Source organism: Alterileibacterium massiliense, assembly GCF_900104645.1.
In the GTDB taxonomy this organism is placed as follows: Bacteria; Bacillota; Clostridia; order Peptostreptococcales; family Anaerovoracaceae; genus Alterileibacterium; species Alterileibacterium massiliense.
This window is the reverse complement of the sequence record NZ_FNWE01000002.1, coordinates 308,993-322,846: the sequence shown is the minus strand read 5'-3', so window position 1 is coordinate 322,846 and position 13,854 is coordinate 308,993. Positions and strand designations below refer to the sequence as shown.

Annotated in this window: 13 protein-coding genes; 7 read left to right on the top strand and 6 right to left on the bottom strand. The window is 35.2% G+C overall.

What is annotated here, in order from left to right; genetic code table 11:
- Positions 1-31 precede the first annotated feature (31 nt).
- From pstC to BQ5371_RS03245, 7 genes are all read left to right on the top strand, one after another.
- Positions 32-901 (top strand): phosphate ABC transporter permease subunit PstC, encoded by an 870-nt coding sequence (pstC, locus tag BQ5371_RS03275; RefSeq protein ID WP_071132514.1) that lies wholly within the window; start codon positions 32-34, stop codon positions 899-901.
- Positions 902-1,765, top strand: a complete 864-nt coding sequence (pstA, locus tag BQ5371_RS03270; protein WP_071132513.1) for a phosphate ABC transporter permease PstA — start codon at positions 902-904, stop codon at positions 1,763-1,765.
- Positions 1,765-2,517, top strand: coding sequence for a phosphate ABC transporter ATP-binding protein PstB (pstB, locus tag BQ5371_RS03265; RefSeq protein WP_071132512.1), 753 nt, complete (start codon positions 1,765-1,767; stop codon positions 2,515-2,517). Before pstA ends, pstB begins: the two co-directional genes overlap by 1 nt.
- Positions 2,517-3,167 carry a phosphate signaling complex protein PhoU gene (phoU, locus tag BQ5371_RS03260; protein ID WP_071132511.1) on the top strand — a complete coding sequence of 217 codons (651 nt, stop codon included), beginning with the start codon at positions 2,517-2,519 and terminating at the stop codon, positions 3,165-3,167. Before pstB ends, phoU begins: the two co-directional genes overlap by 1 nt.
- Positions 3,164-3,841, top strand: a complete 678-nt coding sequence (locus tag BQ5371_RS03255; RefSeq protein ID WP_071132510.1) for a response regulator — start codon at positions 3,164-3,166, stop codon at positions 3,839-3,841. Before phoU ends, BQ5371_RS03255 begins: the two co-directional genes overlap by 4 nt.
- Positions 3,834-5,585, top strand: coding sequence for a sensor histidine kinase (locus tag BQ5371_RS03250; RefSeq protein ID WP_071132509.1), 1,752 nt, complete (start codon positions 3,834-3,836; stop codon positions 5,583-5,585). Before BQ5371_RS03255 ends, BQ5371_RS03250 begins: the two co-directional genes overlap by 8 nt.
- 70 nt (positions 5,586-5,655) lie before the next feature.
- On the top strand, positions 5,656-6,426 hold the full coding sequence (locus BQ5371_RS03245) for an HAD-IIA family hydrolase (protein ID WP_235821174.1): 771 nt from the start codon (positions 5,656-5,658) through the stop codon (positions 6,424-6,426).
- 11 nt (positions 6,427-6,437) lie between these two features.
- Here the strand turns inward: BQ5371_RS03245 and BQ5371_RS03240 are convergent, their stop codons facing one another.
- From BQ5371_RS03240 to BQ5371_RS03215, 6 genes are all read right to left on the bottom strand, one after another.
- Entirely contained in the window at positions 6,438-8,189 is a 1,752-nt protein-coding gene (locus BQ5371_RS03240) for a Na/Pi cotransporter family protein (protein WP_071132508.1), read from the bottom strand.
- Between the two features lie 127 nt (positions 8,190-8,316).
- On the bottom strand, positions 8,317-9,642 hold the full coding sequence (locus BQ5371_RS03235) for a sensor histidine kinase (protein WP_071132507.1): 1,326 nt from the start codon (positions 9,640-9,642) through the stop codon (positions 8,317-8,319).
- Positions 9,639-10,292 (bottom strand): response regulator transcription factor, encoded by a 654-nt coding sequence (locus BQ5371_RS03230; RefSeq protein WP_071132506.1) that lies wholly within the window; start codon positions 10,290-10,292, stop codon positions 9,639-9,641. The genes BQ5371_RS03235 and BQ5371_RS03230 overlap by 4 nt, the downstream gene beginning before the upstream one ends.
- A gap of 113 nt (positions 10,293-10,405) precedes the next feature.
- Positions 10,406-11,782 (bottom strand): ABC transporter permease, encoded by a 1,377-nt coding sequence (locus BQ5371_RS03225; RefSeq protein ID WP_071132505.1) that lies wholly within the window; start codon positions 11,780-11,782, stop codon positions 10,406-10,408.
- 10 nt (positions 11,783-11,792) lie between these two features.
- Positions 11,793-12,437, bottom strand: a complete 645-nt coding sequence (locus BQ5371_RS03220; RefSeq protein ID WP_071132504.1) for an ABC transporter ATP-binding protein — start codon at positions 12,435-12,437, stop codon at positions 11,793-11,795.
- A gap of 8 nt (positions 12,438-12,445) precedes the next feature.
- On the bottom strand, positions 12,446-13,720 hold the full coding sequence (locus BQ5371_RS03215) for an ABC transporter permease (RefSeq protein ID WP_071132503.1): 1,275 nt from the start codon (positions 13,718-13,720) through the stop codon (positions 12,446-12,448).
- Positions 13,721-13,854: the final 134 nt, after the last annotated feature.

Here is a 13,854-nt window from a genome sequence, read left to right as displayed (position 1 = left end):
CTTATGAGCCTCCCCGCTTTAATAAATAATCATGAAAAATAAAAAAAATTTATTTGAAAATTCAATACACGCTATATTCCTAATACTAGGGCTTATAACCGTAGCATCGGTTATCCTAATATCTTTATATCTCATATTTGCAGGCCTTCCCGCTATTTCAAAGATTGGATTAAAAGAATTTCTATTTGGAAGTGAATGGGCATCTACAAGAGAAGATCCGAAGTTTGGAATATTGCCATTCATACTCACAAGTGTTTATGGTACCTCAGGTGCGATAGTCATAGGTGTTCCAATAGGTTTTTTTACCGCTGTTTACCTAGCTAAGGAAGCAAGACCAGCCGTTAAAAGGGTAACCATATCTGCAGTAAACTTGCTTGCCGGAATACCCTCTGTTGTATATGGCCTTGTGGGAATGCTCGTTCTCGTTCCTGCAATAAGAAAAGCCTTTGGTATTCCGGATGGAGCCGGATTGCTCGCTGCAATTCTCGTTCTGACGGTGATGATCCTTCCGTCAATTATAAAGGTATCTCTCACCTCTCTTGAAGCAGTGCCAAAAGAATATGAAGATGGTTCCCTCGCTCTTGGAGCAAGCCCTACAGAAACATACTTTCGCATTTCTGTTCCTGCAGCGAAAAGCGGTATTACAGCATCTATCGTCCTAGGCGTTGGTAGAGGTATAGGAGAGGCTATGGCAGTCATGATGGTATCAGGCAACGCTCCAAATATGCCTGCATTATTTAGAAGTGTCCGCTTCCTTACAACAGCAGTTGCAAGCGAAATGTCTTATTCATCAGGTTTACAGAGGCAGGCACTCTTTTCAATAGCCCTAGTCCTCTTCCTATTCATAATGATGATAAATGCGATTTTAAATTATTTTATGAAAAAAGATAAGGTGGATTAAATGGGTAATTCAGATTTTTCAGCAAGAAGAAAAGCTTATATTTATACAATGCGTTTTCTTATGATTGCCTCATCGGTGATAACTTGCGTAATTTCATTTTCAATAATCATATATGTCCTTTTCAAAGGTTTGCCTAATATCTCATGGGAACTTTTATCAAGCAAGCCTAGCTATATATCTGAAAAAATTGGTATTCTTCCTGACATAGTAAACACCTTATATATTGTTCTTGCAACACTTATCATCGTTATCCCTCTTGGCGTTGGAGCTGCAATATATCTGACGGAATATGCGAAAAGCAAAAGACTTACTTCTATAATCGAATATGCGGCAGAAACTCTATCTGGAATACCGTCAATCTTATATGGCTTGGTAGGAATGTTGATTTTCTGCCAGTTCCTAGGAATGAAAACATCTCTTATAGCAGGTTCTATGACCCTTGCTATGATGAACTTACCGACAATAATGAGGACAACACAAGAAAGTCTTAGAACGGTTCCTATGAGCTATAGGGAGGGTGCTTTCGGACTTGGTGCAGGCAAATGGAGAGTAATCAGAACTGTCGTCCTACCCTGCTCCATTGATGGCATAATAACAGGCTGTATTCTTACAATTGGCAGGATACTTGGAGAATCTGCAGCCCTGCTTTTCACAGCCGGCTTTGCTCACGAATTAAATGGCTTAGTCAAGGGACTTCAAAGCTCAGGTGCAAGTCTAACTGTAGCACTATATGTATATGCTAAAGAACAGGGTGAATTTGAGGTTGCTTTTGCAATAGCTGCGATACTCATTATCTTAACTCTGATCATCAACTTTATAGCTAGAGCCTTGGGCAATTATTTTAAGAATCGAGGTAGTAATTAATGAATGTTTTTTCCATTGAAAATATGAATCTTTGGTATGGAGAGTCTCATGCATTAAAAGACATAAATCTGGATATTGAAGAAAAATCAATAACAGCTCTTATAGGTCCATCAGGCTGCGGTAAATCCACCTTTATAAAAAGTCTAAATCGCATGAATGACCTAATTCCAAATGTAAAAATTGAGGGTAATATTAAATACAAGGGGCATGATATTTATTCTCCTGATGTAGATGTGAACGAGCTTAGGCGAGAAATAGGCATGGTATTTCAAAAACCAAACCCCTTCCCAATGAGCATATATGACAATGTTGCATATGGACCTAGGACTCATGGGATAAGAAGCAAGGCAATGCTAGATGAAATAGTCGAAAAATCCTTGCAAAATGCTGCAATCTGGGACGAGGTTAAAGACAGGCTAAAAAAATCTGCCCTCGGATTATCCGGAGGTCAGCAGCAAAGGCTTTGCATAGCAAGGGCTCTTGCAGTTGAACCTCGGGTTCTTCTTATGGACGAGCCGACCAGTGCTCTCGACCCCATTTCAACAGCAAAAGTTGAGGAGCTTGCTGTTGAGCTAAAAAATAATTATAGTATAATCATGGTGACACACAATATGCAACAAGCTGCAAGAATTTCTGATTATACTGCATTTTTCTTCCTCGGAGAACTTATTGAAATGAGCAATACAGACCTTCTATTCTCCAAGCCGAGCGACAAGAGAACAGAAGATTATATTACTGGGAGGTTTGGATAATGAGAAATAGATTTGATAAACAGCTTGATATGCTAAATGACAGTTTAATTGAAATGGGAACTATGTGTGAAGAAGCGATTTCAATAGCATCTTTATCTCTATTTAAGAAAGATTTTGGTGCTCAAGTTTCTGTTACATCGCTCGAATCAGAAATATATCAAAAAGAAAGGGAGATAGAGTCGCTCTGCCTGAAATTATTTATTGAGCAACAACCGGTGGCTAGAGACCTTCGTCAAATTTCTGCAACGCTTAAGATAATCACCGATATGAAAAGGATAGGAAATCAAGCGACAAATATTTCTGATATTTCATCCTCTTTAAATGATTTCGATTATAATAGATGCAAGAAGATTCAGAACATGGTTCTTGCAGTTTCAGAAATGTTAAAGACCAGCATAGATTCTTATATATCTAAAAATCTAAAACTAGCTGAGTCGGTTATAGCTTCTGATGATATTGTTGACAAGCTTTTTATAGAAATTAAAAGTGATTTGATAAATTTCATATCTAAAGAGCCGAATCAGGCCGAAAATGCAATTGACCTTTTGATGATATGCAAATATCTTGAAAAGATAGGCGATCATGCTGAAAATATAGCAAGATGGATTGAATTTTATATAACAGGTGAACACAAAGGAGAAGATTTATGATTTGGTGCGTTGAAGATGATTCAAACATAAGGGAGATAGAATTATATGCACTTAAATCTACCGGCTTTAAAGCTAGGGGTTTTGACAATGGCAAATCTCTTTTAGAAGCACTAAAGACTGAACTTCCCGATTTAATCATACTAGATATAATGCTGCCTGAGATTGACGGAATTAGCTTGCTAAAAAAACTTAAATCGTCGCCTGAAACAAAGGAAATACCTATTATAATGGCGACTGCAAAGGGAATGGAATATGATAAGATTCAAGGCTTAGATCTTGGAGCTGATGATTACCTCGTCAAACCTTTTGGTGTGATGGAGATGATTTCAAGGGTTAAAGCCGTTCTAAGAAGATATGTAAAAAATGAGCCAGAGGTTACACTTAGCATCGGAGGGCTTAGCCTTTCTCCAAATGAGCACAGGGTCACTATTGACGGAAAAGAAATAGAGCTTACATATAAAGAGTTTGAGCTCTTAAAATTATTTCTTGAAAATCAGGGCATCGCTTTTACAAGGGACCAGCTTTTTAGAATGGTATGGGAAAGCGATTTTTGCGTTGAATCTAGGACTATTGATATTCACATTGGAACGCTAAGGCAAAAGCTAGGAAAATACGGACAGCTTATAAAAACGGTGCGAAATGTAGGCTATCGCTTGGAGGGAAGCCATGACTAAGAAAATTTTTAAATCTATCTTTTTGGTTGCAGCCATCGCGATTATGGCAAGCCTGCTTATCACAACAGGGATTTTATATAAATATTTTATTGATGTTCAAGATAAACACCTGACAGATGAGCTTAATCTTGCTTCACGAGCTGTTGAACTTGAAGGCAAGGATTATCTTTACAGATTTAATAAGAGTGATTTTCGTCTGACATGGATTTCCGAAGATGGTACTGTTATCTATGATACAAAAAAGGACTCTCTTAAAATGGAAAATCATGGCAATCGCGAGGAGTTCAAGCAGGCATTAAAGGAAAATTACGGTGCTAGCTCGAGATATTCAAGCACCCTTCTAGAAAAAACCATATATAGGGCGAGCAAGTTAAATGACGGCTCTGTCCTTAGAATATCTTCAAACCGTGCAACAGCCGGAGTTATTGCAGCCGGAATGGTTCAACCTACTCTCGTTGTAATTTTAATATCCCTTATTATTTCAGGTCTTTTGGCTCACAAGCTCTCAAGCCGTATCGTTGATCCACTCAACAACCTCGATTTGGATCACCCGCTTGAAAATAATAATTATGAGGAGCTGTCTCCCCTCCTTAGGAAGATAAACAGTCAGCATATTGAAATTCGCTCCCAGCTAAAGATGCTCGAAGATAGAAAAAATGAATTTAATCAGATTACAAGTCAGATGAGAGAAGCTCTTGTCCTTCTTGATGATGACGAAAAAATATTAAGCATGAACAATTCAGCTTATTCTCTATTTAAAACAGATTCTTATTCTATTGGAAAGAGCTTTATAACTATATTTCGCAATAAGGAGCTCTCAAAGGCAATTTCACCTGATAATAAAAATGAATATACTGAGCTACGCATAAATGTTGATGATCGCATCTACCAGTTCAATGTAAGCAAAATTGCAAAGAAAAATATGGTAAATAATGACATATCTCTAAGTCATAATAACAAAGTTGATAATGAATATGAAATTTCCACTAAAGATAATAGCGGTGAAAAATATGGCATCATAATTTTAGCATTCGATATTACAGAGCAGTCAAATTCAGAAAAAAGACGCCGTGAATTTACAGCCAATGTTTCTCATGAATTAAAAACCCCACTTCAGTCGATTATTGGAAGTGCAGAATTAATAGAAAATGACTTGGTAAAACCTGAAGATACGAAGAAGTTTACTAAAAAAATCAGATTTGAAGCTTCAAGGCTTGTCAGCTTAATAAATGAAATAATCGGTCTAGCTCAGCTTGATGAGGGTATTGAGCCAAATAGAACATCCGTCAATTTGCTCGATATATCCTTAGAAGTTTCACGCTCTTTAGAAGACCCCGCGAAATCAAAAAAAATAAATTTATATGTTGATGGCGATAATATAATTCTCAATAATGCGATACCAACTCTCTTGAAAGAGGCTATTTATAATCTCGCAGATAATGCTATTAAGTATAATGTTGACGGCGGAGAAGTGCATATTAATATTTCAGAATCAAATAATATGGCCATTATATCCGTTAGGGATACGGGCATGGGGATTGCTAAAAATGAGCAGGATAGGATCTTTGAACGCTTCTACCGCTCAGATAAAAGTCACTCTCGCTCGAGCAAAGGTACGGGACTTGGACTTTCAATTGTAAAACACGCAGTAGCATATCATAATGGTAATATAAAAATAAATAGTGATGAGGGAAAAGGTACTGAAATAATTATTTCTCTACCAAATCTTATAGAAAATTTATAAAATAAACATATTTAAAATTATATATAAAAGGTTACTAAATATTAATTAAGAGATAAGCGAGGAGATTAAATTGGATAAGTTACTAGATAAAAAAGGCTTTATAATAGATATGGACGGTGTAATCTATCATGGAAATAGATTGCTTTCTGGAGCAAAGGATTTTGTCAAAACTCTTCAGGATAATAATAAGCCATTTCTTTTCCTAACTAATTCATCTGACCGATCTCCTGAGGAGTTAAGGCAGAAATTGCTTAGGATGGGAATAGACTGTGCAGCTGACCACTTTTATACCAGTGCTCTTGCAACAGCAAAATTTGTCAGCAGTCAGTCACCTGCTTCTTCAGCTTTCGTAATGGGAGAAGCCGGTCTTATTACCGCTCTACACGATGCAGGTATAGTTATGAATGATGTAGACCCTGAATATGTAATTGTTGGAGAGGGTAACACATTAAATTATGAAAATATGTTAAAAGCAGTAAATCTTGTCAGAAATGGAGCAAAGCTTATTGGAACAAATAGCGATTTGACGGGTCCATCAGAGAATGGGATAATCCCCGCTTGCAGGGCTATGATTTCTCCAATTGAGCTTGCTACAGGTAAGCCTGCATACTTTGTTGGTAAACCCAACCCTCTAATGATGAGGACGGGGTTAAAAATGCTCGGTGTTCACTCTGAAGATGCTGTAATAATTGGCGATAGAATGGATACTGATATTATCGCAGGCATTGAATCAGGAATTGATACTATTCTTGTTCTCTCAGGCGTGACAAGCAGAAATGATATAGATAATTTCCCATATAGACCAAAATACATCTTCGATTCAATCAAAGATGTATTCTAATACAATTGTTTTTATTCGATATTATATTTATTTGAGTACTCGCTATAGAGGTGGGCAAATTTATCATCTTTTTGCTCTTTAATCTTCTTCTTATATTCATGAAGATGAAGATTTCCTCCCTCCATCTCTATCTTATCTGCCGCAATATTTGAGCAGTGATCAGAAATCCTCTCTAAATTAATCAAAATATCATTTAATATAAGTCCCAGCTCAAGTGTACAGCTTCCATTTTTTAATCTTGCAACATGGTTGTCTTTGCTCTTTTCAACCAAGTCATCAATAACTTCTTCAATCGGTTCTACCATGTAAGCTGATTCTATATCTCCTTCTATAAAGCATTTCTTTGTATTATAGACAATTTCCCTAAGTGCCTCTGCAATTATATTAAGTTCTTTTCTCGCATCATCTGAAAAAACAATTCCCTTGTCTATCAATTCCTTTACACTTTCAGCTATATTTAATGACCTGTCGCCTATTCTCTCCGCATCTGTAATAGTATGTAGCATCATGGAGACCGCCCTAGAGTTTTCATCAGAAAGCTCTTCTCCTGCTATCTTGATATTAAACCCGCTAAGCTGGTCCTCGTAATAATCAAGCTTGCTTTCGGTCTTTACGAGTTTTTTGAAAATCTTTTCGTCCCATTGGTCTGAAAGCTTAAGTGCCCTCTCGAAATTGTCAAATGCCATGATGAGCATTTCTTTCATCTTTTTCCTAGCCTCATCAACTGCTATTGCTGGTGTCTTAAGTAAAAGATCATCGAGAAATTCTGTATTTTCTTCTTCATCTTTGTCAAAGTGAACGATTTTATTGCTTATATTTACGAGCTTATTGCTAAATGGATATAGAATTATCGTAGTTAAAATATTAAAAAGCGAATGAAGTATAGCTATGTTGACCGGCGAAACACTATTATTTATAAATGAGAAATCTACAATGTAGTGAGCAAGGTAAAAAATGCCCATAAATATAATCGTTCCAATTATATTAAATGAAATATGAATTGCCGCTACTCTCTTTGCATTTCTATTAACGCCAATACTTGAAATAAGCGAAGTGACGCAGGTACCTATGTTTTGGCCCATTATTATAGGTATCGCCATGCCGTAGCTTAACCCGCCGGTCATTGAGATTGCCTGTAATATTCCAACAGAAGCAGATGAGCTCTGAATTATAGCAGTTATCAATAATCCTGCAAGTACACCGAGAATTGGATTGTTTAAAGCGGTGAGAATACCTGTGAATTTTTCGCTATGCTGGAGAGGCTCCATAGACTCGCTCATGAAGCTCATTCCATACATTAGAATTGCAAATCCAATCATGACAAGTCCTGAATCCTTTTTCTTATTGGATTTTGCTGCCATAAATAATATGACGCCGACTAATGCCATGATAGGAGAAAATGACTGAGGCTTAAGCAGATTAAGTACTATATTGTCACTGCTTACGCCTACCAAGCTGAGTAGCCATGCTGTAATCGTCGTTCCAATATTTGAGCCCATTATTGCCCCAACAGTCTGCTCAGTTGACATTATTCCTGAATTAACGAGTCCCACAAGCATTACTGTTACAGCTGACGAGCTCTGTATTACCGCTGTAACTCCTGCTCCTAGAAGTAAAGACTTAACCTTGCTTGAAGTCATATCGTAGAGAATAGTTTCCAGCTTCCCGCTGGCAAGCTTCTCTAGACCCGATGACATCACTGACATTCCATAGAGGAATAGAGCAAGTCCGCCAAACAATGTTATTATAGAAAAAATGTCCATTTTATAATCCCAATACTCCTATTTAATATTTGCTTTCATTTTATATTTTGTTATTAATTTGCCTTTGCTTTTACTTTTGCCTTTGCCTTTATCTTTTACTCTCGCTTTTATATTATAAAAAAATAATTTAATTTGATAGTTCTATTTTAAATACAAAGACATTCTTATCCTGCTCTGCTTTATATCTCTTATTATAATTTTTGAGCAGGTTGCTGACTACATATAAGCCCAGTCCGCTATTCATCTCCTTGCTGAGATTAAAATTAATATCGAATATTCTATCCATATCAAGAGGCTTTTTATCCTTATATGAGCTTTCGATATAAAGCCAGCCGTCTTTTATTCCAATATTTATAAAGCCGGACTCATCAGCATATTTCACCGCATTGCTTATCAAATTAGATAAGATGATTTTGAAGGCTGACCTCCCTATGTAAATCTTTTCATCGGATATTTTATTATTGATTTCTAGATTTCTCTGACCGATAAGAAGTAAATAATTTTTTAATATCTCATTTAGTTCGTCCTTTATCTCAAATAATTCTTCATCATCTTTAAATCGCTCTAATGATGAAATCGAAAGTATTTGAGAAATATTCTGGCTTAGATGATCTACTATATCTATACAGTCAGATATGTAGACATCTCTATTCTTATATTTCCCAATATTATATTTCATGTTTTCAAGAATTATCTTTAAACTAGCAAGTGGCGTTTTTAGTTCATGCGATGCTCCTCTGAAAAAATCATATTTAAGCTTTTCTAATCTTACAATCTCTCTATTCTTAAGTTCTAAATCATCTATTGATTTAAGCAATGTAAAATATAGGTCATTTATCTGACTTTTTAACTGATCTACCTCATTCTTTGAATTAACCTCAAGATGAGCATTTTTGTCGAGCTCCATCATTTTGTCTGTTACAGCTTTTATTTCCTCAATATTATTTTTTATTGACCTTGCATAGATGAGCGAAACAAGAATCGATAAAATTAATGATATTGACAAGGTGTATGGAAGAAATCTCAGGCTTAGGTCTTTTGCATCTTTTTTCATATCAGCAGTCGAAACGAACTGAATCGATATTTTTTCTCCATTATTTAGTGAAATCTCTCTCTCTTCAATTATAAGGGAGTTATTGTCGCTTCCTAAATCTATACCTAGATTATCATCATCTCCTATTTTAACTTCGTTATTATTATTTTTACCCTTGATAAAGCCCTTTATGTCACTACTTTTGGAAAAAACGCTAAGTGTTTCTTCGATACTTTTTATATCCTTCCCCTCGATATTTCTAGAAATCTCATTTGCCTTTGTCCTTATCTCCTCTTTTCTCGTGCTTAGATATGTCTTTGGGAAAATCAAAAATATAAGCAGGTGAACCAATAAAACTATCACTCCGAGAATAGAAAAAATCTGTATGAACATCTTGGGAAATATCTTTAAATTCTTCATCTTCTCTCCAATTTATATCCTACATTCCTAACAGTTACTATGCAGTCTAAGCCAAGCTTTTTCCTCAGTTCCTTTATATATACATCGATAACCCTGTCATATGGAATTTCGTCCGTTTCTTTCCATACATTGTCAATTATCTTATCTCTCGACATTGCACGGCCCTCGTTATTAAGCAAGAACTTTAGAACCTCTAATTCTTTTGCATTAATTTCTACATCTTCACCATCTACCTTTGCCGTATAACTGGTGAAATTGATCTCCACATTCTTGTATTCAAACTTTTCTATCTCGCCATAATACTTCTTTATCAGAGCATCAATTCTAGCTTTTAAGACTGAGAGAGAAAATGGCTTTTCAATATATCCATCTGCTAAATTTGTAAATGCGTCAATCTTATACTCCTCATCGCTAAATGCTGTAAGTATGAGTATTGGCAATTTGCTCGTCTTTCTTATCTCCTTTAAAACTTCTAACCCATTTATAAATGGAATTTGAATATCTAATATGACAAGGTTTATTTCATTAGAAAATTTTGACAATGCCTCTTTCCCATCTTTTGCTTCAAAGACTTGGTACTCATGCTCTCTAAGGTATTCTATAATACCCTCTCTAATCATATTATCATCTTCAACAACAAGTATTTTCATATATCTGCCTCATCTAATTTAATATTTATATTATATAAAAAATCGGTGCTACTTGCACCGATAATTTTCTTACTTATTATCATTTATTTATTATCTATTTATTTATAATCAATCTACTTATTATCAATCAAAAGCTCTTTTGGATTCTTTTTCAAAATACCTGATGATGAAATAACGAGCGAAATAATTAAGACAATTCCCATAAATAGGGCTACATATACCATTGATTTTGGAAGTACATTGATGTCAAGCCCTGTTAAAGTTTTATTGAAACCATCAACCTCTGCTCCTCCTCCGAGCTGACTTGATGCAGACTGCCTTGCAATCTGTTTTGCAATATCGCCTGTAACCTTGTTCAATATCTTATTCCCTAGGATTTTCCCTGTGTAATCCGCAAGAAAGAATGCGAGGACAAATGCAGGGATTGATACAAATAATAGCTCAATTATAAATTGCCCGAAAATTTCAAACTTGGATTTTCCGATTGAAAGTAGCACTCCTATTTCCTTTCTTCTAGCATTCATCCAGAGGAAGAGCAAGAGCGAAACTACAATTCCAGCGAAGATTAGCGAACCTGCAAACAACCTATTTGCAATTCCATAAATTCCTGAAATCGACTGCTGAAGTGCCGGATAATTCGATGAGCTCTTAATTAAATTATACTCTCTCCAGTTGATGTCAAGCTTCCCTAGATTTTTCATAACCTTATCTAGGTTCTTATCGCCTTTTACAAAGAAGGTCGCATCTTGGTATACCGCAGTATCTTCAGTATTTCCATAGACCTTTGCCGCTGTATCAAGGTCTGTAATCAGAGTGTTCTCATATAATTCCTGTGCAGCACTTACACCGCCATTATTATGTCCATCAAAAATACCTTTTATCTCGGCTTCTACGGTTTCATCTGCACCCTTTTCATTATCAGCGTCAAATAGGTTCGATTTTAATTTTATCTTATCACCTATATTTAAATTGTTCTTTTTCGCTAAATCCTTATGAATTAGAACTTTGTTTTTATCATCATTGTTCAAATGCTCGCCGGAAGTTAGTTTGTACGCACCTGACACAAATTTTGTTTCTTTTGATGAATCATTTACACCTGTTAGCATAACAGTGCTCTTGAAATTCTTTGCTCTCTCCTCCGACTGATTAGCAAGCGTTTCATCAGTTTCAATTATGTCAAGGCCAACCAAGTCTGCAACGCTATTTATCCTCTTAACATAGCTCTCTATGTCCCCTGATTCAGATATTTTTTTTATATCCTGACCTTTTACATTTCCGCCTCCCCTAGGAGTTCCGGGATTTACCTGCCTATTAATTTCAATCGAAAAGCTATTTGTTATATTGCTTAATGTTTTCTTAGATGCCTTATTGGTGCTATCCTTAATTGACAAGCTTATGAGGCATAGAGCTGACATTACCAATATAACCAATATCAGAATCAATGATTTTAGACTTTTTCTTGTTACATATGCAAAAGCATTTTTTATCATTATATACCTCCTAGCTAATCTTATTAACCTTTTTTAATTTCTTCCCACTTAGCTCTAGGACTATGTCCGCAGCACTTGCAACCTCATTGCTGTGTGTTACAACAATTACGCACTTATCTCTTTCCTTTGCTAATTTTTTTAATAATTTTATTATTTCACCCGCAGTAACGCTGTCGAGATTTCCTGTAGGCTCATCTGCTAAAATTATAGGTGCCTCTGACACGAGTGCCCTTGCTATTGCAACTCTCTGCTGCTCTCCACCCGATAATTTCATTACATTTCTCTTAGTCTGTGTCTTATCAAGCCCAAGCTCAAGAAGGATTGATTCATCTGCCTTGGTATTTACAAGCCTTATGTTTTCAAGAGGCGAGAGATAATCTATTAGGTTGTAATTTTGAAAAACGAGAGATATATTATTCTTTCTATGGTTGTTATAACCCTTATCTTCTATATTTTCTCCCTTAAATACAATTTCACCGCTTTTAGGTTTATCAAGACCTGCAAGTAAAGATAATAGGGTGGACTTTCCTGCTCCTGATTTTCCAATTATTGCATAAAATTTACCAAGTTCAAATTTCTGATTTACAGATGACAATATCTTGTCCTTTGAATCTCCATAATAATAAGATGCGTTCTTAATTTCCAATATGTCCATTTTTCCTCCTAACTAATTTTTGACAATATATCCTTAGGTTTCTTTATTAAAATCATTGAAGATGCCAGTGCTACAGAAATGATGATTATGCTTATTAAGATTCCGTAGCTTTGTAAAAAAGTAGTGATGCTATCCAAAAGACTTTGATTTTTAATTATGTCTATATTTAAATCTCCTCCGCTCCCGCTTTCTACTAGCCTACCTGTAAGTTGTTTAAGTATGAGATTGCCAAGTATTAGAGAGCTTAGAAAAGCAGGTATGGATATTATGATTAGCTCGATAATAAATTGTGATATTATCTTTGCCTTGCTTATCCCAATCGAAAGCAAAATGCCTATTTCATATATTCTCTCCCTTAACCAAAGTATCAATATCAGTGAAATTACTACCAGCCCTCCTATAGCAATTGAGTATGCGATAATCTTTATTAAGTGTTTTATGCCACTCAGGGAATTTATTATTTCTTCAAAAGCTCCCGTGTCTTTTTCAAGATTATATTTTGACCAGTCTATATTTATATTTTTAATCTTTTCAAAAGCTGTTTTTATATTTTCGGGATTATCCGTATACACATTTATCTTGTTTGAAAGACCTGCTTTACCGTCAAACAAGGTCTTTTCAAGAGATTTGTAATCTATGAATACTGAATTTTCGCTGAAATCAGAAGATAGCCCTGTATATTTTTCCTGCTTTTTACCTGAAAAAATTCCTATGATTTCATATTTTTCTTCCTTGTCCTGTGCCATATTATCGTTATCTAACAAGTTAAGTCCGATCTTGTCATTTAATTTCAAATTGTTCTTCTTGGCAAAGTCTTCATGTACCAGGATTTTGTTCATATCATTTTCATTAATCCCTCTTCCCTTTTTTATTGTGAAAACTCCGCTTGTAAACAACACATTCCTCTTTGTATTATTTGTCGCCTCTAAGGATAAAATATTATTGAACTCATCTGGAAGATTATCTCTTTCAATTTTTTGCTTCCCCGTAACAACCTTGGCATTTACAGGTTTAGCAAGTCCATTGTACTCATATGTAAGTTCCTTAACCTCTTTTATCCTCTTTACTTCCTTAAATTTCTCCGTTTCAAAATATCCATTATCTTTTTTCGTTATGGAAAGAGAAGAATTTGAATACTTATATAAGGATTTTTCCAAGCCTTCGTTTGATTTCATTATGCTTAAACACGAGTATAAAAAAGATAGAACTATTGTTAAGATAATAAATATGATTAAAGTTCTATTCTTTTTTCTCGAGACATATGCCAGAGCATTTTTAATCAATTTTCACCATTCTCCTTTCTTTAACTTTGTCTATATAAAAATATTACATCATATTTATGAAATGCTTATGAAATGGATTTTACAAATTAAAAAATTCACCTTAAAATAAAAAATACACCTCCAAAAGTTAGCTT